Here is a 22478-nt window from a genome sequence, read left to right on the forward strand (position 1 = left end):
GCCCATCGCAATAGGTCAAATATGATACTGGCATTCGTAATCAAACCGGATGCCAAGTATCTGATCAATCAGGTCCCTGTCCCGATTGCGCGTGCGCACCGGTAACAAAACGCGCAACCAGTGCTGATCGGCGCGCACGGCAAGGGTGACATGATAGAATTTCGGCTCTCCGCACATCATCGTGTTGAACAATGCCGCCGTCAGGCAGGTGCCGTATTTCATGTCGATCTCGCGCGGGCTGGCGCGCTGGAAACTCTCCCGGTTCAGGGACACAATCGACGGTGCATCGATCCGCACCACGAAATCTTCCTTGATCGGCATATATTCATAGATGGTGATATCGTCGAGCCAGCGGTGCAACCGCTCTGCGCTCAGAATGTCGCGCGACGGCACGATCTGCTCCGGGTCTTCTGCACGCGCCTCATGCCAGAGCCGGACCAGATCCGCAACATGCGGTCCGATATTCTCGGGCAATTCATCAAGTTCGAAATCTGTCGTCTCGGCCATACTATCGCGTGACCTTCTGCCTCTCCCATATGAGTAAAATTGGGAATACAAGGTGAAATAACAAGATGCGGCTGATTAAACACAAAACGCTTTAAATCCGCCGCCTCATACCTTGTGCAGAAAATGCACCACCAGAACCTGAATGACCGGATCGCCCTTCCGGCATCTTGTGCGCACCGGCAACATCAACCGCAACCAGTTTTCCCATTGCTTGCGCTCGACCCCGATCATGTGGATTTGCGCCTGCCCGGTTTTGATCACTTCGCACAATGTACGATAAACCGTTGTTCCGAAATCCAGATCGATCTGGCGCGGGGTTGATCCCTGATAATTCTCGCCACTGGCCGCGATCATGTTCGGCGCATCGCGGCGAATGACGAAATCGTTGCGATCGGGCTGATATTCGTAAATGCCGATATCATCGCGCCACGGGGCCAGCATGTCGGAACCCAGATCACGCCGGTCGGGAATATCCCCGTCTCGACAGGCATCCTGCCAAAGCGCAAGCAACCGGGAAACCTGCCCGTCCACATCGTCCGGCAGGTCATCCAGCCGAATTTCCTGCGCATAGGCCATCGCGCAACAAGCTCCCCGACACGTCCATTCTATCGATATCGATCATAGGAACGCATCACGCCGCAATGCAAGGCGCAAACATCAGTTTTTTCTGATTTTAAATATTGCAGCAGATGAAATCGGTCAGATACCCTGCGGAAGAGGCGGCCGCAATGCACTTGGAATCCGGCTAAAAGCGTCCCGCTGCATAAAGAACATCCCGTTAATCGTCTGATCAGTGCGCACGCGTGTCAAATTCAAAAACACAACCTCGTCACTGGCACGATACCCGTATCGCATGATGCCGTCATCGACACCTTCCTCGCCCAACAGCTCGACCCCGATACGGGCAAAAATATCCTTAACCGGCTTGGGTTTGCCGACCTCCCAAATCCCGCAGGATTCTCCATCGGGCGCCATCATCGCCATGCTCATCGTACCGTCAGGCGACCGCAACAGCGGAAACATCTCAATTTTGTCACCAAACATCCAAAGGCGCTTATCCGTATACGACTTGCCCGCAGCACCGGTAAATTCACCAAGGGCGCTGCGCATAGCAACCCTGTCACCCATATTCGGCGCACAGATATCCTGCAAGATGGTCAAGGCAACCTCCCCACCTGCAATCTCTGGCCGATGGGCATTTTCAGTCATCTTTTTCGCACCTTCAACAAAGCTGCGCTCCGCCTCATAGGCTTCTTCGGTCATGAACAGGATAATGTCGACCTTGCCCACCCCGGCAACTCTGGTAGCCATTTTCTTGACCGGATGGGCGGCTGTTTCCCGATAGCCATATCGCATTTCATCGATATCGCTGCCGACCAGCGCAAAATCCTTATCCTCGATCACAAGGCCCAGTTGTTCGGTGAAATAATCGGGCATGCCAATCCCGGCGGCTGCGGCAACACTGCATGCGCGCCCTTCACTGTTGGAAATCGCACCGATATGGCGCCCCTTGTAAATGATGCGATAAACGCGGGTCTTTACCGTTTCATTGCCAAGCTGTTCTTCTTCGATAATCGGCAGTTCTTCCGCCATAGGCAGCGCAAGTCTGTCGATGGCTTCCGCATCGCCCAGATTGGCAATGCATATGTCGCGCGCAACCTGCAACAATTTGGCGCGCTCCGGCCCGTATTCGGAGGCTCGGCTCACCTCATAGGGTTGCGTCGTCTGGCATCCAACAAGGGAAAGAAGCGCAAACACTGTTGCCACAAAAGCTATTCTGTTTTTGATCATGTCCACGCTGATCCCCGTTGATGTCACCCAAAGACAGATTGGCGCAACAATTACCGGTTGTCCAACCTTCATCGTAACGTGACAACGCCAAGAACCTCCCCCGCATCAAACCCGGCATCAAACCGGCATCGCATCGCGATAACGTTGCAACAACCGGCTATCAATGCGATTGCGCCCGTCGATATTTGAAATCCACACGATCTGATAGGGGGCAAGCGCAAGAATGCCGTTGAAATCCTCGATCACCTGCTGGGACAGCAGGTCGGTCCACCCCTCGGTCATGATCAGGTTGATCTTTGAAAGATCAAGGTCCTGCACCTGATCGGTCAGGTTGAAAACACAGAAAATGCTTTGATCGTTCAGATGGCTTTGCCGCCACACGCCCAGCAATTCCGATCCAAGGTTCAGGGTATATTGCGTCGCATTGGGATGAAATGCCGGCTGCCCCATGCGGATCGACATCAATGCGCGCAACTGATCGAACGCCCGCTTGGCAATGCCTTCTTCCGATAACCGTTCCTCGGCCTCTTCAAGCTGCCAGATTTTGCGGTTAAGCCTGCGCGGAATGCCGGTTTCCTCATATCCCGTCTGATCATTTTCGGTGGCAAAGATCGTCTGCACGTAAATCGCCGGAACGCCCTCAAGCGACATGGCAATCGCCTGGCTCATCACAAACCGTTCAAGGCCAAAGGTACGATCCCCGCCAAAACTCTCCGCCAGCATGCTAAACAGCGTGACATTAAGTTCATAGGCCTTCTGCCCGCCGCCCTTAAGCGACCGGTAACTGACCTGCCCGCCCATCTTGCGCGCATGGTCGGTCATCACCTCGATCTCCGCATCCGGGATCAGGTTTTCGGCCGGGCGCAATCCAATACCATCATGGCTGGCGGTAAAATTGAAAAAAGTGCAACCCGCCGGTGCTGGCGGCATCGACATGATGCATTTGCGGATATAATCACTCCGCCCCGATAACAGCGCATGAATGATCACCGGCGGCAGGCTGAAATTATAAATCAGATGCGCCTCGTCCTGATTGCCGAAATAGGACAGGTTTTCAAGCAGCGGCAGATTGGTTTCGGTAATGAACAGCACATCGGGATGTACCGCCGTGGTCGCCAGTCGCAGCGCCTTGATGATCTTGTGCGTCTGATCCAGATTGATCGAACTGGTCCCGGCCACCTTCCAGATAAAGCCGATGGCATCCAGCCGCACGACCCGGACGCCATGTTTAAGATATTCCAGAACGATCTTCAGGATTTCAAAAAACACATCCGGGTTGCCGTAATCCAGATCAACCTGATCATAACTGAACGTGCACCAGACATGCTTTTCACCATCCGATGTCGTGACTTGGCTTAGCAACGGATGACTGCGCGGGCGCACTACATCGGAAAGATCATCGTCGGGGCTGGCGGTCTTGATGTAATCGACACCGGGCTTGTCGCCTGCAAGGAACTGCTGAAACCACACATGGGACGCCGAAATATGGTTCGCCACCAGATCGGCCATCACGGTCGCATCCTTGGATAATGCCTTCACGTCATCCCAGGTGCCAAGTTCCGGGCGTAAACTACTGAAATCGCTGACCGAAAAACCATCATCAGACGTAAAGGGGTGAAACGGCAGGATATGTATCCCGGTCAGCCAGTCCTTAAGCCACGTGCGATAAAAATCGCCAAGACTTTGCAAACCATGATGCCCGTCGCGCGAAATACTGTCGCCATAGGTGATCAGAAACGCATCACGCTGATCCCATTTGCGAAGATATTCCTCGCACGGCTCCGCCCCATCGCCCTCAAGCGGCAATCCCAGCACTTCAAACACCCGGCGCACCAGATCGGCGTGATCATGTTCCGGATACACATCCGCAAGCAGATTGCGCATTGCACTTGCGAACGCAATACGCCCCGAGGTTCCGATAACGCGGTCCATGCTGGCTCCTTTGGGCAGGCAAATCAGGAATTCACCTTAATCAAATAATGATTTTGCCTATGATGCAAGCAACGATTTCAAAGTGCTAACAAAGCAGGCAGCCGAACCTTTCAAAAGCTGTTCCCGGCCCAAAGACAATCAATCACGCAACAAAAAACCTACCCGGCACATGGCCGGGTAGTGATTGAAATCTGAAAATCCGCATCCGGCAGAAGGCATCCCGGGTTCTGTTCATGACTACTCGGCAACCGCCCCTGCAACAAAGCCGGCAGACGGCACAACCGATGACCGACGTTCAAGCTGACGCCGCAACACCGGCCTTACGAACAAAATCGCAACGAACAGCCCTGCCGACAGACTGATGCCATAAAACAGCATGAAATGCTGATATCCCAGCCACGGCGCAACCACGCGTGCGGCCCCGAACGCAGATGCACAAAACCACGACACGGAACTTACCGCGCCAAGGATCGTGCATATCAAAAGCCGGACCGATGACGCTTTTTCCTGTTTATCGGCAAATACCGGAAAAGCATAAAGGTGAAGGAAAATGCCATTGATCGTCAGGATAGTGACGACCGTAACCTTGGCAAATACCTTGCCGTTTGCGGCAATGGCAGCAATATCAAACCCGATACCAAGCCCGATCAATGCCACCCCGGACACCCAAAGCACCCCCAACAGCAAAGCCGTGTAAACGGCATCCCTGCCTAGGTCATACCTGCCTTCCTGATACTGACCACGCAGCATCGCAATGTCTGCCCGCGCCACCAGAACAAACGCAAATGCGAACGCAAACAGGTGCATCATCAAAACCGACTGCCGGATCAACGGCACTAAAAACTCATGGGGATCAACGCCCAGCACGATCTTACACTCCTTGTGCCCCTCCCCTATTTCGCTCCTGCACAAAATTTACGAGTGTCAGACCATAAAAAAAATTCTATATTTATGATTATCTCATTCAAAAAAGTTGAAGCTTTATGTCTGGCATCACCCTTGATCAATTGCGGGTCTTCGTCACCATTGCCGACCTCGGAAGCTTTGCCGCCACCGCGCGGCATCTGAACCGGACACAATCGTCGGTCACCTACACGATCCAGAAACTCGAAGAACAGACCAATCTGGAACTGTTTGACCGGACGGCCTATCGCCCGACCCTGACCAAGGCGGCACATTCCCTGCTGCCCCATGCACGCAAGGTCATGGCGGATATTTCCAGCTACCGCCAACACGCCAAAGGCATCGCTGACGGGCTCGAAGCTTCGATCACGATTACAATCAGCCAGTTTGCATCAAACGCCCCGCTGATGGATGTCCTTGCGGTTCTCGCCCGGAAATTCCCGACAGTCCGCGTAAGCCTGTCGACGGTTACGATCCAGACAACCGAAGTCCTTGATAGCGGCGCGTCCGATCTTGCGATTTTGCCGGAATTCATTCCTTTTGGTTCCGACTATGCCCGGGCTGCCTGCGGGCAGGTCAGAATGTGCGCCGTGGCACGACCGGACCATCCGCTCGCCTGGTTTCCGGGAAAAATCCATATCGATGCGATGCACGCCCACACCCAGATCATCACATCGGCGCGCGATGCCCCGACCCTGCAACGCAATCACGCCGTTCAGGCCCTGAATTACTGGAAGGTCAATGACCTTGAAACCAAACTTGCCATGATATTGCGGGGGATTGGCTGGGGCGGCATGCCCGAACATATGGTCGCCGATCATATCAGCAACGGAACCCTCGCCCTGCTCGATCCCGAAAGCTGGGATGGACTAAATCACATGCCGGTCCTCGATATTGTCGTCGCTCACCGTCAGGACAAGCCGCTTGGCCCGGTTGGGCAGTGGATTTTTGACCAGCTAAAAGATGCATCCCGGTAATCGAACCCGCCATGCTATGCACAAAAGACACCGGAAAGGTACAATGATCTATCTTGCTCTTCCCCAACCTAACACTCGTGCAAATCGGGTTCGCTTCTCGAAACCAAATAACAACCTCAAGATTAGCGGGCGCCAGAACAGCAAAGGATAGGAAAACCCAAACCCGATAAAATATGCAATGAGAGGCAACCACCAATCATGCCCTTTTTCGATCACAGCTTCCCTTAGCAGAAGAGCAAACAATCCAAAGAAATGCCCTGCAACCATAAAGCACGTCGGACACGACCTTTTTCGAACCTGCGATCCTTTGAAAACGATAGCCGGGCGGATCAACGTAGCGTTAATTGTTCTTGATCGAAAAGGTGTCGCTATGGTGATAAAAAAACCCACCACTGCAATGATGACCTGATCAACCACCGAGGTTGCGTAGAGATCATTATAAATAAGAAACCCGGAAACAATCGACCATAGGAGACAACCATACACTAAAGCCCTGAGAGGCTTGGCTTTAACCATCTCGACATAACGTCTCAGAAATCCGTATCGCACTGGGCTTTAATTCCCCGAAACATACCCAAACCCCAGCCACAATCATAACGCGAAAACCCGACGGAAAAATAAAAAACGGGCCAATATCTCCAGTACAAGTTTCAAAAGTTCACCACCTCGAACATTTGTGAGGCGCAATCACTACCTTTACCTGCCTACAGGAGTGAAATCGCTGCCCGGTTATTCCTTCACCAGAAAGAACCAAGCAAGCTACTTTCTTTCCCATAAAATCAAAATTCAGTCGGATGCATCTTCGGGCTTATAGATCACGTTTTCCGCGCCCTCGGCACCCATAAAGACGACAACGACACGCGCGGGAATATCGCCATCATTGATCCCCTCATGCCAGTAATCCATCGCCTCAAGCACCCCTTCCCCGGCCCGATAGGTGGTTTTTCCCGCATCGCCGTAATCGACCGTAATCTGCCCTTCAAGGATATATCCATAGGTCGGCACGCCATGCTTGTGCCAGCCGGTTTTCTGCCCCGGCGCCATCGTCGCCAGCACCGATCTGATCCTGGCCTTGCCCTTGGGATAGCTCACCTGCTCGCCGACAAAATTCACACCGCTATCAAGCAGCTTCACCCCGTCATGAACATCCTTGGCGGGCACGCTTTTCTCCGGATGTTTTTCCATCAGATTTTCCATGTTCTGCGAACGCTCCCGCGTCGATTGATTTCCGTAATCGGTAAATCATAGGCCGATGATGCGCCTAAATCATAAAAAACCGGGCATCATCACCACGACACCCGGTTTTCATCAACGGTTCAGTATCGCCACCCTTTACGGCGCAATCGTCACCTCAACCAGCGCATGGGTGCGGTTGGTATCAATATGCGCAATCGCACGGCGCAGGATTTCCGGCAAATCGGCCGCCCGTTCGGCCTTCGCCGTCCATGCCCGGCTGGCTTCCGCAACCTTGGTGAAATCGGGGCTCGGTTTAAGCCCGGTCAGGGGCATCTGGTTGGTTTTCGCCGCATAGCCGTCGGGATACATCCCGGTCACCGACTGGCGCACCGCCCCCCATTCATTGTTGTTCAGAACAAGGATCAGGATCGGAAGCTCCAGCGCCTCTGCGATCTGATGGCAGGCCGTCGGATTGGCAAACATGTATGATCCGTCGCCCATGGTCGCGATCACAAGCTTGTCCTTATCGGCCAACTGATAGCCCATCGATGCCGGGAAGGACCAGCCAAGCCCGCCGGAATGCGGCTCCTGATACCAGCTGCTGTGCTCCAAAAGCGACAGCGGCTCCAGCGGGCAGCCAAGCTCCGAAAACACCGTCGCCGACCGCCCGACAATCGCCTCCGACAGGCACCGCGAAACAAACGCCTTGCTCATCGGATCAACCGATCCGGCATCGGCCGCCGCAAGTGCCTTTTTGCGCGTGGCGGCATTGATCGCCGCAACATTTTCACGCCGGTCGGCACAGGTTTCGCGATGATCACCATGATGGCGATCCAGCGCATCGGCCAGCGCCATGATCACATCGCCGGTTTCCCCGGTCAGCGATAGGTCGGCGGCAAAATTGCGCCCCGGAAAACGTGAATAAAGCGGGTTCTGCCCGATCTGGATTACCTTGCAATCGGGGCGGAGCGTATGAATATCGGGCGACCACGGGGCAAGGCAATCAATCACCAGAACCGCATCGGCGTCTTTGAGCCACGGCGCCGGGTCCATCCCCGCCATCATCGGATGATCGGTGCCAAGGGCAAGCTGGATCGCCCAATATTGCACCACCGGAATGCCCCACTGATCCACCAGTGACGACAGGCGATCAAAGGCTTGCGCCGTGCCGGTCCCGCGCTGCGCGATGATCACCGGGTTTTTGGCATTGGCAAGGATGCGCGCCGCATCCTCAAGGGTTTCGCTTGGCGGCATCACCCGGACCGGCTGCATGCGAAGCGGCGCGTCAATCGCATCCCCCGGACAGGGTTCGCACAAAACCTCGCGCGGCAGGGAAACATAAACCGGCCCCTTGGGAACCGAGGACGCAATTGCATAGGCCCGGTCAACAACGTCGGGCACCTGCTCGGGGAATTTAAGCTCGTATTCCCATTTCGATGCCTCGCGCACCATCGCCGCCTGATCGCGCATTTCCTGGCCCCAGCCAATCGGCACGGTCCGCGCGCCAAGCCGCCCCTGTTCCATCACCGGCGTTCTGCCCGACATCAGGATCACCGGCACATGCTCCGTCGCGGCATTGATCGCGCCAATCGCGCAATTGGCCAGCCCGACATTGGTGTGCGCCATCACCGCCTGGGTTTTACCAGTCGCAAGGTAATAGCCATGCGCCATGCCCATCGCGGCATTTTCGTGCGGCATGACAAGCGCATTGGGAAGCTCGATATCCTTGGCATTGGCTTCGGCCAGCCCTTCGATGATCGGCGGAAAATCCGTGCCGGAATTGGCAAAGATATAATCCACCCCGATCGCTTTCATCCGCGCCAGAACGGCCCCGCCCGCGGTCAGCGTGATACCCGCCTTGTCTTTTTTCATTTGACGTTCCTGCCATATTTCTATATTTGAAATTTGATTTATAATATAGTTTATTATCGAAATCGGGCATGCGTCAAGGCACCGCGACGCAAAATCATGCACGCGCAACATATGCCTCCCGGGGCAAAGGATACGGATCATGACAAGCCAGCTAAACGGATCGGTGCTCAAGGCCTTTCGCATCCTCGAACTCTTTGCCGAGGGACGGTCTGAACTGACCGCAAGCGACACCGCAACCGCCCTTGGCATCAACATGATCACCGCCCACCGGTTCCTGCATACGCTGGAACAGGCCGGGGCGCTTCGCATGGTCGCGCGCGGGGTCTTCCGGCTGGGCTATGTCTTTGCCGATCTGGGGGATCGTGTGCTGCGCGACGGCAGCCTGCCCAACCTGATCCAGCCGGTGCTGGACGATCTGGCGCGCCGCGTGGGGGAGGCCTGCATGGCCACCGAATTTGATCGCGACATGGCGGTCTGCATCGCCAAGGCCTTGCCGGATCGGTCGCTTTATGTCGATATCCGCATCGGATCGCGCCTTGATGCCTTTTGCACGGCGCATGGCAAATTGTGGCTGGCTTTCATGAGCCCGGATGAGCAGGACCGCTATTTCGATAGCATCCGCCTGACCGGCATGACCGAACGTACCATCACCGATCTGGCCGCCCTTAAATCGGAGCTTCACACCATCCGCGAACAGGGCTTTTCAATGAATAACGGCGAACGCGAAAGCGACATTTACGCCGTCGCCGTCCCGATCCTGACCCAGCATGGCCGCATGGTTTCGGCCATTTCGGTCTTTGGCGCCTCCCCGACCCTGATCGAACAGAAACGCGATCACATTCTGACGGCCCTGCGCGACGCCGCCCAAAACGCCACCCGCGCCCTTTACGGGCATTTCTAGAGCACGTCGCGTCACAATCGTTCAAGACGACACCCGGCAAACCATGCGACATTTCCGGCAATGGCCCCCAAACCGGAAAGGTGCGCACCATGATGATTGAAAATCTGCTGCTGCTTTGGCTTGCCGCCCTGCCGCTGATGGGAAGCCCCGGCCCCGCGACCATAAGCCTGGCCGCAAGTGGTTCGGCCTTTGGCATTCGGCCAAGCCTTGGCTATCTCGGCGGGATCATCACCGGCACGATTGCGGTTTTGCTGCTGGTCGCCACCGGTATTGCCACCGCCCTTCTCGCCCATCCAATTGCCGGTCAGGTCCTGACGGCGATTGCCGCGCTTTATATCCTTTATCTGGCATGGAAAATCGCCACCGCCCCGATCAGGCCCGCCCACGCAACAGCCAGCAAATCGCCCCAAACCACTCCTGAAGCCAAGGCCCCCGATTTCCGCGGCGGCGTGATGCTGGCAATCGCCAACCCCAAGGCCTTCGCCGCCATCGGCGCGGTCTATGCTGCACACGCCATCACGCCACATTCCCTATGGCTGGATAACGCCCTTAAAATCGCGGCTCTGGCGCTGGTGATCGTGCTGGTCAATAGTCTGTGGCTGGTTTTCGGGGCGGGCTTTGCGCGCCTGCTATCCGATCCGCGTTTCGGGCGGCTGATCAATATCCTGTTTGCCGCCCTGCTGATCGCATCCCTCGCCATGGCCCTGCTGTCGTTATCCTGACGGCAACAGGAATCTTCTGCGTCATTTACGCGCGGGCATCCGGCTCGTTTAAAAAAAGCTGCATCGTCACAAGATCAAGCCACCGGTCAAACTTGCGCGCAACCTGCTTGGCGCGGCCGACCTCGACAAAACCAAACCGCTCATGAAATCGAATGGAATTGACGTTTTCCGCATCAATGCCGCCAATCATCACATGCATACCGGCCTCTTTGGCCATCGGGATCAGCGCCGTCAACAGCGCCCTGCCCATTCCCGTGCCACGATGATCGACATGCACATGCACGGAATGCTCGACCGTAAAGCGATATCCCCAGCGCGCCCGCCACGGGCCATAGGACGCAAAGCCCAGAACCTTGCCATCGTCCTCCGCGACAAGCACCGGAAAGCCCTGCTGATTGCGTCCCTCAAACCATTCGCGCCGCTCCTCAAGGGTGGATGGCACATCGTCATAAATCGCCGTACTATCGCGAAGAACCTGATTATAAATTTCAAGAATTTCCGGAAGGTCCCGTTCCGTCGCACCGCGCACAAGCATCATCGTCTCCGTTTTTTCATACCGATAATCTCTTGCCGACGATAATCCATTATAGTAGACAGTCAATATCAATTTTACGGAAAATAAACATCACTATGATCATTATAGAAGACGAAACCACTGCCACCCTTGCTGCCCGGCTTAAGCGCGAACGCGAAATCCGCGGCTGGTCCCTGGGTCAATTCGCAGATAAATCCGGCGTCTCCAAGGCCATGATCAGCAAGATCGAACGCGGCGAAGCCAGCCCTACGGCAACGGTTCTCGGGCGGCTTTCCGGGGCCCTGTCGCTTACGGTTTCGGCATTGCTCTCGTCGGCAAGCCCCGTCCATCATGGTGTACGGAAACACGCAAAGCAGCCATTATGGTCGGATCCCGAAACCGGCTATAACCGCCGTCAGGTGCTATCGGGGCAGAAAATCCCGCTCGAACTTGTCGAAGTCACCCTGCCACCCGGCAAACAGGTCACCATGCCCGCCTCCGCATACAGCTTCATTCAGCAGGCGATCTGGGTGCTTGAGGGAACATTGCTGTTTCACGAAGGCGACAGGGTGCATCACCTCGACACGGGCGATAGCCTTGAACTCGGCCCGCCGCAAGATTGCATATTTGAAAATAAAAGCCCCGAAAACTGCCGCTATCTGGTCGCCGTCGTGCGCAACTCGTACTGACAATAAACCGCGCGGCTAGCTATGCCGCCCGCATGGTGCCCGGCGATTTGCCCGTCGTGCGTTTGAACGCGCGGCTGAATGCCGCCTGAGAGCCATAGCCCAGCCGCTCCGCCACCACATCAATCGCCATGCGATCACGCGTGATCCACTGGCTGGCAAGCCGCATGCGAAGTTCGGTGACATAGCGAAGCGGTGTCACCCCGGTGACCTCAAGGAACCGTTCGGCAAAGACCGACCGTGAACTGCCCATTTCCGATGCCATCGCCTCGACGGTCCAGTTGCGGCCCGGATCGCGATGGATGGCGGCAATCACGCGGCCCATGCGCGGGTCACGCAATGCCTCGACCCAACCGGCCGCATCACCACATCCGCATTCGACCCAATCACGCACGATCGATGCCGATACCACATCGGCAAGCCGCGTCAGGATCCCGGCAAAACCGGCGCGCTCGGTCGAAACTTCGCGCGCCATGGCTTCCAGCACCGGCAAAAGTTCGGGGTTTCGATCAATAAGGGTTCCGACCTGCATCACCTCGGGCATCATGCTGACCAGCGGATGCATCCCGCCAAGGTCAAATTCCATGCAGCCACTGAAAATAAGCGTATCGGTGCTGCGGCACTGCTCCGCCTTGCAGGCATGAATATCATCCACCCGGCGGCAGATCGTCGTGACACTGTAATCGGTCACATCAAGGCACGGGATGGACGGATCAGACAGCAGCGCATGAATGCCCCCGCGCGGCAAAAGCACCGCATCACCGGCCTCAAGCGTATGGACAACCCCGCTATCGGTGCGCAGGTAAACCCGCCCGCGCGCAATGAAATGAAACTGTGCCCGCGTCGGATCATCGCCAAATCGCACGCCAAAGGGCGGGGAAATCTGGATGCGGTTGTAATGCAACCCGTCAAGCCGCATGCCGAGCAAAAGCTCGCTGATCAGGTCACTGGAAAGCATCTGCATGTCATCAATTCCGGTATCTTTCGGACGATTGATCAATAATCAAGGAGAAACTGGCATAGCCCGTCCGGCGAGTCCACTCTATTCTGTTTGCAATGCACAAACACTCTATCCGAGAGGACATTCGATGACTGAGACAGTAAATAAGCCCACGGCTGCTGCTGCGCAAGGCGCGCCGGCCTGGTGGGCGGTTATTTCCATGACATTGGGGGTTTTCGGGCTGGTCACGGCCGAATTCCTGCCCGTAAGCCTGCTGACCCCGATGGCCGATGACCTGCAAATTACCGAAGGCCTGGCTGGTCAGGCGATGTCAACCACCGCCGTTCTGGCCCTGATCACAAGCCTGCTTACCGCGACCGTCACGCGCAGCATTGACCGCCGCTATGTCCTGCTGGGCTTTTCGATCCTTCTGACCATCTCCAACATCATGGTCGCCACCGCGCCCAGCTTTGCAGTGCTGCTGGCCGGTCGTGTTCTGCTGGGCATCGCGCTTGGCGGTTTCTGGACCATGTCGGCCGCGACCGTCATGCGCCTTGTCCCGGAAAAAAGCATTCCGCGCGCGCTGTCGATCCTGTTTAGCGGCGTCTCGGCTGCCACCATCTTTGCCGCCCCGCTCGGAAGCTATCTTGGCGATGTGATCGGCTGGCGCGATGTGTTCCTGCTGGCCTCCCTGCTCGGCGTGCTCGCCCTTGTCGTGCAGTTCCTGACGCTCCCGAAAATGCCGCCGCGGGGTCGTGCAACGCTGCGTACATTGGTCGAGGTCATCAATCGCCCGCGCATGAAATTCGGCCTGTTTTCACTGGTCCTGATCATTACCGGCCATTTCGCCCTGTTCACCTATGTCCGGCCGTTCCTTGAAAACATCACCGGCGTTGCGACGGCGGGCGTTTCGGGCATTCTGCTCGGCTTTGGTCTTGCCAATTTCATCGGCACCTATGTCGGCGGCGCGCTGGTTGCACGGTCGCTGCGCATGACGATTGCCCTGATGCCGATGATCATGGGCTTGGCCGGGATCGGCATGGTCTCCATTCAGGGCGCGATTGTCCCGACCACCGTGCTTGTCGCGATCTGGGGCATGGCCTTTGGCGGTGTGCCGGTCGCATGGTCGACCTGGATCACGCGCGCCGTCCCGGACGAAGCCGAAAGCGGCGGCGGCCTTCTGGTCGCAGGTTTCCAGCTTGCGATTGCGACGGGCTCTGGCGTTGGCGGCCTTCTGTTTGACGCCAGCGGCGCGCTTGGCGTCTTTACCATCGCCGGCATGTTGCTGGTGGGTGCCTCGATCATCGTGACACTGGGTCTGCGTACCGCGCCTGTTCCCGCAATCGAACAGGCATAAGCATCGCCCCACCCCCACTCTGATGCTTCATACACAGGCCCGGCACCCCGGCAGTTTCACCACTGCCGGGGTTTTCTTTATCCCGGCTATTCCGGCAGCGGAATATATTCATCCCGGTCATCAATCGGCAGGTCAAACCGCCCCTTGCCCCAGTTCCCCGCCCGCCAGTCGGCCTTGGCTTCCTCCAGCCGTTCTTTGGATGACGCCACGAAGTTCCACCAGATATAACGCGGGCCTGAAAATGTTGCCCCGCCAAGGATCATCAGCCGCGCGCCCTGCTCCCCGGCAATCACCGTAATCCTGTCACCGGGACGGAACACCATCATCTGCCCGGCCTCAAAATCCTGTCCCGCGACCGAGATCGAACCCTCGACGATGTAAATCCCGCGATCCTCGTGATCATCGGGCATCGGCAACATCCGCCCGGCATCCAGCTTCACATCGGCATAGAAGGTTTCGGAAAACATCGTCGCCGGGGCCACCTCGCCATAAGCATTGCCAAGGATCAGCCTTACTGAAACGCCGTCTTCCTCGATCACCGGCAATGTGCCCTTGCCGTGATGGGCGAATGTCGGGGCGATATCCTCCTGTGCTTCGGGCAGGGCCAGCCATGTCTGTATGCCAAACAGGCTGTTGGGGCCGCTTCGCGCCGTGGCGGATGTGCGTTCGGAATGTGAAACACCCCGCCCGGCCACCATCCAGTTAAGCTCCCCCGGCTTGATGATCTGATCGGCCCCCGTACTGTCGCGATGGTGGAAATCACCGCGAAACAGATAGGTCACCGTACCCAGCCCGATATGCGGATGCGGCCGGACGTCAACGCCCTGCCCGGTCAGGAATTCGGCCGGTCCCGCCTGATCAAAAAAGATGAACGGCCCGACCATCTGGCGCTTTGGCGCGGGCAAGGCACGCCGGACCTCAAACCCGCCCAGATCGCGGGACCGCGGAATGATCAGGGTCTCGATGGCGTCAATATCGACAATATCGGGGCAGCCGGGTTCAAGTGCGGGGTTCCAACTCATGGGCGTCATCCTTTTGCGGGTCTTTGGACGGGTATGGCGACTTTATCGGCCCTGCCGATGCGACGGCCCGATGGCGATGATGCAGACTGGCGCGCGCACGGCCATCCGGCTAGTCCCCCGAACCGCCACGCTGTGTCGCCAAAAGCGGAACACAGAACGGAGCCCAAAGCAAAACACAAGGCCGAACACACAGCTTGCACCCAACCGCCCCGCAAGTCACCCAGAACCGCCAAGCCATCCCGAGCCGAGCCGAGCCAAACCAAGCCACCCCACCCCGTCATTCCCGCGAAAGCGGGAATCCATCTCTCAAGGCACTCGGTCCAAAACGCGTCGCGCCAAAGCCCTGTCTGGCAATCCCGTTCAACTCACTCGATAAATTTTTCGATCACCGCATCGGCACCGATCAACGGGATGATGCGGATCAGCACCTGCTCCATCACCTCAGACTTCGCTTGCACGATGAATTTGGCCTTCCGGTCTTTCCATGACAGGGTCTGGATCAGGCTTGCCGCCACCACAGAAGGTTTATCGAGGTTATCAACCGGAACTTCCGTCACCGCCCCGCGAATGCTGGTGCTGATCGGGCAGCAGATCATCAGGCCGGTTTGCTGGTTATATTGCCGGGATGACAGCACCAAAGCCGGTCGGTATTTGCCGATTTCCTTGCCTTTGGTCGGCTCGAAATCCAGCCAGATGATGTCATTGCGCTCCGGCACATATCCCGCCGCCGCCATCACTCACCCATTTCAGATGCAGAAGGCAGCCCAAGCTCATCGGCATGCGCTCCATGCGCATCAAGCCCGACCAAAAGCTCCGCTTCCGAAAAAGGCAGATTGATTTTCCGCGCCGCTTTACTGGCCGCCTCAATCACGATTTTCCCACCCTTGACGTCAATGCTGACCGGACTGGCAACATCAAGTCGCGCCTGCGCGAGTATCTTGCTCGAAAGCCGCACAGCGGCACTGTTACCCCACCGCTTGATCTCACTTTGCATCACACTCTCCCGGATATTGCGTAGCTACATATGTAGCTACTGTAATTCCACACAACAAAAGTGTCAACACATGTATCTACCAACCACACCCAACACACAGACTCCAAAACCCCGTCATTCCCGCGAAAGCGGGAATCCATGCGTCAAAGCGTGCGATAGATGATAGGGAATGACATCCGATGACACGACAAAAAGGGGGATGTCCCCTTTTTTCTTATCGGCGACATTATCCGTGCCTTCAAACTTAACTAAGAGGTTTCGTCGGTTTTGCGTTGTCGCCGCGCAGCTAAATTTGCCAATTTATCAACGCGCTCATTCTGCGGGTCACCAGAATGACCCTTAACCCAAATTACTTTGATAGAGCGATCTGCGAGTGCTTTTTTATATTCGCCCCACATTTCTTGATTCTTCTTGATCGAACTCCCTTTCTCAATTGCGTCATACACATACTGGCTATCTGTCCTAATCTTGATAGAAGGAGTTGGCGGCGCTTGTCTCAAGGCTTCAATGACGGCTTGCAACTCCATTTGATTATTTGTGACATTCGACACACTCCCAGATTTTTCTTCACCTGTTTCGTGTATCAAAAATGCCCAACCACCAGAACCTCGATCCTTCCCAAGTCGCTGCCCTTGCGTAATGACAGAGCCATCTGTTGAGATGGTAATCGTCTTCGATGTTGTGACAAAACGTTTGCCTTTTTCGAGTATTATCGGGACATCATCAAAAGTCTTAGGCTGAATATCGCTTAACAAACAAATGCCGCCTGTACGTCGCCGAGTTTTCCAATCGGCTTGCTCCATTTTTCGAGCATACCACTTGCGGAAATTTGCAATACTCTCGTCGATTGCCTTATCAAGATCATTTAAAACGTATGGCGCATTCCCATAGGCGAATGCTTGCCCCCAGCCTTGGAGAACCAAATCAATCATCACGAGAGTCTGGGCATATCTTTGGTGTCTTTCAAAGCTATTACCTGCTTTTAAGACTGCAGAGATTGACTGTCTTCCTGCATTTAGGTGGCTATTAACAGTTTCCTTGATGCTTTTTCGGGCTGATGCCGATGGTTGGATTATTCCAGGCAAGATATGATAACCCAGAAAGACAAAACCATCTTCAACTTTACCTCTATCTGCCTTGTCACTTTTGGTGCTCTTGGAGAAGGGGTCATGGCAAGACATATCTAATGCGGCAAGAAACGCTTTCGCATCATGGAAGGCTCTTGTGACTTCGTGTTCTGATTTTGCTAAGAGTATGAAATCGTCAATAAATCGAATACATATCAAGCCACCTTTATTGAATTTATTATCAAAGTCATAAAGAAGAATGTTACCGAACAGCGGTGATAGCGGGGAGCCTTGCGCGACACCTTCATCATTTGTTGGGAAAATTGCGCGGTCTTCCCCCAAAGCTGCTTCATTTCCAAGAGTGACGGTTGTCGCCTCATTGAGAATTTCAATGAACCGCATATCGTCTAGATTACTCTCAATACGGTCGATCACGGCTTTACGGGGTACATGATCAAAGAAGCCAGATATATCCGAACGAATGAAATGATTGAAACCATTCTTAATTGCTTCATCAATCAGTTTCAGGCCATGCGGGACACTACGTTCGGGAACGCCGCCAACGCTCGTTGGCATTGTAATTACGTCTTTTATGAAAACTGATTTTTCTTGAAGTGTGTCCAACAAAGCGCGCTCAACGACGCGATTATGGACCGAAGCCATTACAATCCCGCGTTTACCTCCACTAACCTTCCGCTTCGCAACGCCCTTCTGCGGATCAAATTCAAATGTCCCTTTTCTTAGGCGCTCTTGAATTCGATGGATTTCACGACTTGCAGTGCGTTCGAATTGCTCAATGGCAACACGAGTTTCCTGTGCTTTCGATGTACGACCATTTGTGTGGATTTTACGCCACGCTCGATAAAGTGTTTCTCTCTTTGTCGCGTGCTCAAAAAGTCTACCCATTTAGCTTCTTTCTGGTGGACGATGTCGGTCATGCCTCGCCCTACCTCTGAAGTGCTGTGTTGCTCCACAGGACCATCTCCGGCAAGTATATACTCGCCATCGTCGGCACCCCGTAAACCAAACCTCGGCAATTCGCCGATGTCCGGCCCGCTGAATTTCAAAGGCACTGCGCGATAGTCTGCGGCGCTCTCCGGGTAAATCAGCGTGAGCGTCGCCCAAACCAGTAGGCTGGCGACCCATCGCCAACCACGAAAGTTGGCATGTTTTTGCTTGCGGCACGGTTCATAAAATCCTCCTTAGGGTAGGTTACCTTTTTCGGGCGGATTGCAAGATAAAACGTTGCGCCGCGTCCAGGCGAAGCCGAAAATAAAGTCTTATGACCACCCGACACTTAATTTCAAGCTTGAAACCAAGGGATATGGTCAAATCAGAGGCAAGGCTCACCTGTTGCTCCACAGGACCATCTCCGGCAAGTATATACTCGCCATCGTCGGCACCCCGTAAACCAAACCTCGGCAATTCGCCGATGTCCGGCCCGCTGAATTTCAAAGGCACTGCGCGATAGTCTGCGGCGCTCTCCGGGTAAATCAGCGTGAGCATTCGTAATATATACGTCAGACATCCAGCTCGCAACCATTTCTAGTAGGCCGAGAGCCTAGAAGGGACTATATTTAGCACAAAAGAGGACTGTCCCCTTTTTCCCTTTTATGGAAAGGTTTCAGTCTGGCAAAACTTTGAATGTCTCTATCAGGGAGCCGAAATATTTAATCGGTTCCCTGAATTCGGAATTTTCTCCCCTGCAAGCTACCAAGATCATCCTCAATGTGCCTAAGGGATGCTAAGAGCTCTGGATTTGATCCATCTTCTTCAAGCGCGAGGTGATGCTTTCGGATTGAAGAGAGGATTTCTTTCATTTGCTTACTACTGATTTCCGCAGAATTCATAAAATTTTTCCCTTATTTTGAACACCATTATAGCTAGGTAGTTTTATAAGTGGTATTCGACCGCATTACATTTTTCTTGATCGCTTCCTATGCGTTAGGAAGCCCCAACAAGTTGGTTCTATTAATGAACCAATTCCTGATATGCTCCTTGACCACCGCTTGATTTTTTTCATTATCGTCTTTGAGTAATTGGTCCAGGTTAGCGAGGCTAAGATTATCACTACTGTAAAGTGCCTTGTAGAAGCGGGCTACTCTATCAGTATGTTCACTAGGTTTTATTACGTAGTTTGGCGCATCGGGCTGTATTTTCACAAGTTTTCCTAAATCTAGAAACGCCAAGTAGAAAATGTGATGTGTTAAAGTGGGATCAAAATCTAGTTGTTTACCCCAATCTTTGTTTGCGTGTTTAAAAAAATTAAGAGCCAAATTCAATTTATTTGTAATTATCTTCCGGTCGGAACCAAGTGAGTGAGCAACATCGCGGAAAATTCCGTAAACTGAGGTGTCGGTGTGTTGTATGCTTAACTCCTTGAGAATTTCCGCAGCCGAACACGCTAATATATGCGCAGATATCGGGTCTCGGCTATGAATTCCACTGTTATCGTATGAGAGCATTTCACCAGCGCCATCAAGCGCATGCTGGCCAACGGCCGATTTGGTTATAATTAATGTCTCTGCCAATTTGGATACTCCCTCAACTCAAAAATGTTCTTAACGCATCAAGCGTATTAAAGCCCGCATAAGCAAAATAGGACGAAAAAGGGGACAGGCTTATTTTCTTCCGTTGAAATCTTGAGACCTTCAAAATCTACTTTAGAAAAACACGAATTACCACTCAAACCACAACCTAAAGTAAAAAAACAAAACCCCGGCCCAATAAACATGAGCCGGGGCACGAAGTGCTCTGGAGGGAGACGGGGCTTTTATCGTGGCCCCTTGGTAAAACCCTGATATCCCTTGGGCGTCAGACCGATCCGATCAATCAGATCGACCTGATCGTCACCTTGCGTTCCACCTGCGTTTTAAGCCGGTTGCGCAATGCGCGGCCAAACGGGGCGGCCTCGATCTCGAACTCGTCGCCATCCTGCGTTTTGATGCCATCGGCAAAGCTAAGCGTCGCCGTGCCAAAGAAATGCGCATGCACATCGCCCGGGCGGCAGAACAGATCATATTTGAAGTGATGATATTCAAGATTGGCGAGCGAGTGAGACATATTGTCCTCGCCACTCAGGAACGGTTTTTCCCAGATCACCTTGCCATCGCGATAAAGCCGCGACGTGCCTTCAACATGGCTTGGCAGATCGCCCAGAAGCAGTTCCGGCCCCATCGCACACGCACGCAGTTTCGAATGCGCCAGATAAAGGTAATTCTGGCGTTCCATCACATGGTCGGAAAACTCGTTGCCAATCGCAAAGCCGATGCGCACCGGATTGCCTTCGGGGTCAATCACGTAAATCGCGGCAATTTCGGGTTCCTCGCTGCCATCAAGGGCAAAGGACGGGCTCGGGATATCCGCCCCCGGATTGGCCACGACCGATCCATCACCCTTGTAAAACCATTCCGGCTGCACGCCCTGCGCGCCCGCCTTCGGCTTGCCGCCCTCGACCCCCATGCGAAACATCTTCATGGAATCCGTTTCATCCGCCGCCTTGTTATCGGCCTTGTGCATGTTGGCCCGTGCGGAAGCAGAGCCAAGGTGGGTCAACCCGGTTCCGGTGACAAGGAAATGCGCCGGATCGGCATGGGTGATCGGCGGCAACAGACGGCCGGATTTGGCGACCTCGTCATAATCAACGTTGGTGTCGCCCAGGCGAGCCTTTGCCGCCTCGATCATCGTGACCCCTTGCGAAATCGCGATGCTGGCAAGCTCCCGCGTGGAGGCAACCGCCTTAAGCGGGATCAGGGTTTTGGCATCCTCGACCACGGCCACATGCTGCGCGCCCGCGGTATCCTTGTATTGAACCAGTCTCATGAAATCTGTCCTGATAATGTCTCTGTTCGTAAAATCGGGGGTATTTTCCGGTCAATCAGACCGCGATCAGACCCAGCCGCCATCAACGATAAAGTTCTGTGCCGTGACCATGCGGCTTTCATCCGAGGTCAGGAAAAGCGCCATGCGCGCGATGTCGCTCGGCATCACTTTGTTCTTAAGGCACTGGCGTTCGTCAATCTCGCGCTCGGCGGCTTCATCGACCCAAAGGTCAAGCTGGCGCTGCGTCATGACCCAGCCGGGCACAAGCGTATTGACCCGGATGCCATCCTTGCCAAGGTCACGCGCCATGCCGCGTGTAAGCCCATGGGTTGCGGCCTTTGCCGTGGTATAGCCCGGCATGCCGCCCTGCCCCATCATCCAGCTCACCGACCCGAAATTGACAATCGCGCCACCCCCGGCCTTCTGCATCATCGGGGCGACCGCCTGAATGGCAAAGAAGGACGGGCGGATATTGATCGCCTGGCGTTCATCCCAATATTCCGGCGTCACGTCCTGCCATTTATGGCGGGTGTCATTGGCGGCATTATTAAGCAGTGCCGTGATCGGGCCGTTGGCCTTGGCAGCCGTTGCCACCGCATCCTGAAGCGCCCTGATATCGGTAATGTCGCATGTGATGAAAAGCGGCTTGTGCTTGGCGTCCTTGCCCAGCTTTTCAACAAGCGCGTGGCCGGCTTCCTCGGCAATGTCGACAAAGGCGACTTTCGCCCCCTGCTCGACAAAGGCGGTGACAAGCGCCTCGCCAATGCCCGTGGCACCGCCGGTAATGAAAACCGATTTATCGGCAAGGCTGGTATAGTTCGTTGGCATGCGATCGGACATGATCGTAGGCTCTCCCGTCATCTGGTCTTTGTGTGCCGATCCCCCTCCGGGTACCGGTCCGTCCGGCACGCCATGATCGAGGATCAGGGTTCAAACTGGCAGGATGCACCCGATAAGGGGTACGTAAGGGGCATCGCATCACATCACGTCAGGTGATCGGGTAAATGCAAAACATCTCGCCCGCCTGCCCGCAAATTTTGCGAAAATCCACCATCGCGCATCTTTCGGGCCGGATTATGATACCCGTTTACAATACCCGTTGCCGCACGATGGGGTGCTTCCTCCTGACAGTCTTGTTCTTTTATTCTTCATACAATAACATTAATTATCAGGATGTGGCTTGCTGTCAAGCCGCAAACCGGCAACATCCGGGTCCGGGACAATGCCAAACTCACTGCTTCTTATTTGGTGATAAGTGGTCTATAAAAATGACACCTCCGATAGGGTGCAATCAC

Annotated in this window: 22 protein-coding genes; 5 read left to right on the forward strand and 17 right to left on the reverse strand. The window is 54.8% G+C overall.

Features of this window, described 5'->3' with window-relative positions:
* Positions 1-15: 15 nt before the first annotated feature.
* The 5 genes from TH3_RS11325 to TH3_RS11345 all read right to left on the reverse strand — a co-directional run bounded on the left by TH3_RS11325 (position 16) and on the right by TH3_RS11345 (position 5097).
* Positions 16-507: a hypothetical protein gene (locus tag TH3_RS11325; protein ID WP_007089288.1), complete on the reverse strand. Its 492-nt coding sequence runs from the start codon at positions 505-507 to the stop codon at positions 16-18.
* Between the two features lie 105 nt (positions 508-612).
* Positions 613-1083, reverse strand: coding sequence for a hypothetical protein (locus TH3_RS11330; protein ID WP_007089287.1), 471 nt, complete (start codon positions 1081-1083; stop codon positions 613-615).
* 123 nt (positions 1084-1206) lie between these two features.
* On the reverse strand, positions 1207-2214 hold the full coding sequence (locus TH3_RS11335; protein ID WP_139328137.1) for a hypothetical protein: 1008 nt from the start codon (positions 2212-2214) through the stop codon (positions 1207-1209).
* A gap of 201 nt (positions 2215-2415) precedes the next feature.
* On the reverse strand, positions 2416-4230 hold the full coding sequence (locus TH3_RS11340; protein ID WP_007089285.1) for an alpha-amylase family glycosyl hydrolase: 1815 nt from the start codon (positions 4228-4230) through the stop codon (positions 2416-2418).
* Positions 4231-4467: 237 nt separating this feature from the next.
* A complete protein-coding gene (locus TH3_RS11345; protein WP_007089284.1) occupies positions 4468-5097 on the reverse strand; it encodes a hypothetical protein in 630 nt (209 codons plus the stop codon).
* Positions 5098-5213: 116 nt separating this feature from the next.
* On the opposite strand from TH3_RS11345, the gene TH3_RS11350 reads away from it, so the two are divergent.
* Positions 5214-6110 (forward strand): LysR family transcriptional regulator, encoded by an 897-nt coding sequence (locus TH3_RS11350; protein ID WP_007089283.1) that lies wholly within the window; start codon positions 5214-5216, stop codon positions 6108-6110.
* A 786-nt stretch (positions 6111-6896) separates the two neighbouring features.
* On the opposite strand, the gene TH3_RS11360 is transcribed toward TH3_RS11350, so the two are convergent.
* Both TH3_RS11360 and TH3_RS11365 read right to left on the reverse strand, forming a co-directional pair.
* Positions 6897-7295 carry a cupin domain-containing protein gene (locus tag TH3_RS11360; RefSeq protein ID WP_040060879.1) on the reverse strand — a complete coding sequence of 133 codons (399 nt, stop codon included), beginning with the start codon at positions 7293-7295 and terminating at the stop codon, positions 6897-6899.
* Positions 7296-7442: 147 nt separating this feature from the next.
* Complete coding sequence (locus TH3_RS11365; protein ID WP_007089280.1) at positions 7443-9158, reverse strand: thiamine pyrophosphate-requiring protein; 1716 nt, start codon at positions 9156-9158, stop codon at positions 7443-7445.
* Positions 9159-9297: 139 nt separating this feature from the next.
* On the opposite strand from TH3_RS11365, the gene TH3_RS11370 reads away from it, so the two are divergent.
* Positions 9298-10059 (forward strand): IclR family transcriptional regulator, encoded by a 762-nt coding sequence (locus tag TH3_RS11370; RefSeq protein ID WP_007089279.1) that lies wholly within the window; start codon positions 9298-9300, stop codon positions 10057-10059.
* 89 nt (positions 10060-10148) lie between these two features.
* Positions 10149-10781: a LysE family translocator gene (locus TH3_RS11375; RefSeq protein ID WP_007089278.1), complete on the forward strand. Its 633-nt coding sequence runs from the start codon at positions 10149-10151 to the stop codon at positions 10779-10781.
* Between the two features lie 25 nt (positions 10782-10806).
* Here TH3_RS11375 and TH3_RS11380 read toward each other — a convergent pair whose 3' ends face one another.
* Positions 10807-11319, reverse strand: a complete 513-nt coding sequence (locus tag TH3_RS11380) for a GNAT family N-acetyltransferase (protein ID WP_338057468.1) — start codon at positions 11317-11319, stop codon at positions 10807-10809.
* Positions 11320-11411: 92 nt separating this feature from the next.
* Between TH3_RS11380 and TH3_RS11385 the strand changes: the two genes are divergently transcribed.
* A complete protein-coding gene (locus TH3_RS11385) occupies positions 11412-11984 on the forward strand; it encodes a helix-turn-helix domain-containing protein (RefSeq protein WP_007089276.1) in 573 nt (190 codons plus the stop codon).
* Between the two features lie 19 nt (positions 11985-12003).
* Here TH3_RS11385 and TH3_RS11390 read toward each other — a convergent pair whose 3' ends face one another.
* Positions 12004-12945 (reverse strand): AraC family transcriptional regulator, encoded by a 942-nt coding sequence (locus tag TH3_RS11390; protein WP_007089275.1) that lies wholly within the window; start codon positions 12943-12945, stop codon positions 12004-12006.
* 124 nt (positions 12946-13069) lie between these two features.
* Here TH3_RS11390 and TH3_RS11395 point away from each other — a divergent pair, with 124 nt between their 5' ends.
* Positions 13070-14278 carry an MFS transporter gene (locus tag TH3_RS11395; protein ID WP_007089274.1) on the forward strand — a complete coding sequence of 403 codons (1209 nt, stop codon included), beginning with the start codon at positions 13070-13072 and terminating at the stop codon, positions 14276-14278.
* An 86-nt stretch (positions 14279-14364) separates the two neighbouring features.
* Here TH3_RS11395 and TH3_RS11400 read toward each other — a convergent pair whose 3' ends face one another.
* The 8 genes from TH3_RS11400 to TH3_RS11440 form a co-directional block, all read right to left on the reverse strand.
* Complete coding sequence (locus TH3_RS11400; RefSeq protein ID WP_007089273.1) at positions 14365-15300, reverse strand: pirin family protein; 936 nt, start codon at positions 15298-15300, stop codon at positions 14365-14367.
* Between the two features lie 365 nt (positions 15301-15665).
* Positions 15666-16034, reverse strand: a complete 369-nt coding sequence (locus TH3_RS11405) for a type II toxin-antitoxin system PemK/MazF family toxin (protein WP_007089272.1) — start codon at positions 16032-16034, stop codon at positions 15666-15668.
* Positions 16034-16294, reverse strand: coding sequence for an AbrB/MazE/SpoVT family DNA-binding domain-containing protein (locus TH3_RS11410; protein ID WP_007089271.1), 261 nt, complete (start codon positions 16292-16294; stop codon positions 16034-16036). Before TH3_RS11410 ends, TH3_RS11405 begins: the two co-directional genes overlap by 1 nt.
* Positions 16295-16542: 248 nt before the next feature.
* A complete protein-coding gene (locus TH3_RS11415) occupies positions 16543-18267 on the reverse strand; it encodes an RNase H family protein (protein WP_052268367.1) in 1725 nt (574 codons plus the stop codon).
* A gap of 306 nt (positions 18268-18573) precedes the next feature.
* Positions 18574-18867, reverse strand: a complete 294-nt coding sequence (locus tag TH3_RS11420) for a hypothetical protein (protein WP_040059868.1) — start codon at positions 18865-18867, stop codon at positions 18574-18576.
* 431 nt (positions 18868-19298) lie between these two features.
* A complete protein-coding gene (locus TH3_RS11430) occupies positions 19299-19892 on the reverse strand; it encodes a hypothetical protein (RefSeq protein WP_007092510.1) in 594 nt (197 codons plus the stop codon).
* A gap of 301 nt (positions 19893-20193) precedes the next feature.
* Positions 20194-21183: an AraD1 family protein gene (araD1, locus tag TH3_RS11435; RefSeq protein WP_007092509.1), complete on the reverse strand. Its 990-nt coding sequence runs from the start codon at positions 21181-21183 to the stop codon at positions 20194-20196.
* 66 nt (positions 21184-21249) lie between these two features.
* The gene (locus TH3_RS11440) at positions 21250-22023 is read right to left on the reverse strand and encodes an SDR family NAD(P)-dependent oxidoreductase (RefSeq protein ID WP_007092508.1); all 774 of its coding nucleotides are present in this window, start codon (positions 22021-22023) and stop codon (positions 21250-21252) included.
* Between the last annotated feature and the right edge of the window lie 455 nt (positions 22024-22478).

The organism is Thalassospira xiamenensis M-5 = DSM 17429 (genome assembly GCF_000300235.2).
Lineage (GTDB): Bacteria > Pseudomonadota > Alphaproteobacteria > Rhodospirillales > Thalassospiraceae > Thalassospira > Thalassospira xiamenensis.

Excerpts from the sequence above, each read along its gene's own strand:
- TH3_RS11360 (WP_040060879.1), bottom strand. The coding sequence starts at position 7,295 with ATGGAAAAACATCCGGAGAAAAGCGTGCCCGCCAAGGATGTTCATGAC.
- TH3_RS11325 (WP_007089288.1), bottom strand. The coding sequence starts at position 507 with ATGGCCGAGACGACAGATTTCGAACTTGATGAATTGCCCGAGAATATC.
- TH3_RS11375 (WP_007089278.1), top strand. The coding sequence starts at position 10,149 with ATGATGATTGAAAATCTGCTGCTGCTTTGGCTTGCCGCCCTGCCGCTG.
- araD1 (WP_007092509.1), bottom strand. The coding sequence starts at position 21,183 with ATGAGACTGGTTCAATACAAGGATACCGCGGGCGCGCAGCATGTGGCC.
- TH3_RS11395 (WP_007089274.1), top strand. The coding sequence starts at position 13,070 with ATGACTGAGACAGTAAATAAGCCCACGGCTGCTGCTGCGCAAGGCGCG.
- TH3_RS11415 (WP_052268367.1), bottom strand. The coding sequence starts at position 18,267 with ATGGGTAGACTTTTTGAGCACGCGACAAAGAGAGAAACACTTTATCGA.
- TH3_RS11400 (WP_007089273.1), bottom strand. The coding sequence starts at position 15,300 with ATGAGTTGGAACCCCGCACTTGAACCCGGCTGCCCCGATATTGTCGAT.
- TH3_RS11380 (WP_338057468.1), bottom strand. The coding sequence starts at position 11,319 with ATGATGCTTGTGCGCGGTGCGACGGAACGGGACCTTCCGGAAATTCTT.
- TH3_RS11420 (WP_040059868.1), bottom strand. The coding sequence starts at position 18,867 with ATGCTCACGCTGATTTACCCGGAGAGCGCCGCAGACTATCGCGCAGTG.
- TH3_RS11385 (WP_007089276.1), top strand. The coding sequence starts at position 11,412 with ATGATCATTATAGAAGACGAAACCACTGCCACCCTTGCTGCCCGGCTT.
- TH3_RS11330 (WP_007089287.1), bottom strand. The coding sequence starts at position 1,083 with ATGGCCTATGCGCAGGAAATTCGGCTGGATGACCTGCCGGACGATGTG.
- TH3_RS11440 (WP_007092508.1), bottom strand. The coding sequence starts at position 22,023 with ATGTCCGATCGCATGCCAACGAACTATACCAGCCTTGCCGATAAATCG.
- TH3_RS11410 (WP_007089271.1), bottom strand. The coding sequence starts at position 16,294 with ATGCAAAGTGAGATCAAGCGGTGGGGTAACAGTGCCGCTGTGCGGCTT.
- TH3_RS11350 (WP_007089283.1), top strand. The coding sequence starts at position 5,214 with ATGTCTGGCATCACCCTTGATCAATTGCGGGTCTTCGTCACCATTGCC.
- TH3_RS11405 (WP_007089272.1), bottom strand. The coding sequence starts at position 16,034 with ATGGCGGCGGCGGGATATGTGCCGGAGCGCAATGACATCATCTGGCTG.
- TH3_RS11370 (WP_007089279.1), top strand. The coding sequence starts at position 9,298 with ATGACAAGCCAGCTAAACGGATCGGTGCTCAAGGCCTTTCGCATCCTC.
- TH3_RS11365 (WP_007089280.1), bottom strand. The coding sequence starts at position 9,158 with ATGAAAAAAGACAAGGCGGGTATCACGCTGACCGCGGGCGGGGCCGTT.
- TH3_RS11390 (WP_007089275.1), bottom strand. The coding sequence starts at position 12,945 with ATGCAGATGCTTTCCAGTGACCTGATCAGCGAGCTTTTGCTCGGCATG.
- TH3_RS11340 (WP_007089285.1), bottom strand. The coding sequence starts at position 4,230 with ATGGACCGCGTTATCGGAACCTCGGGGCGTATTGCGTTCGCAAGTGCA.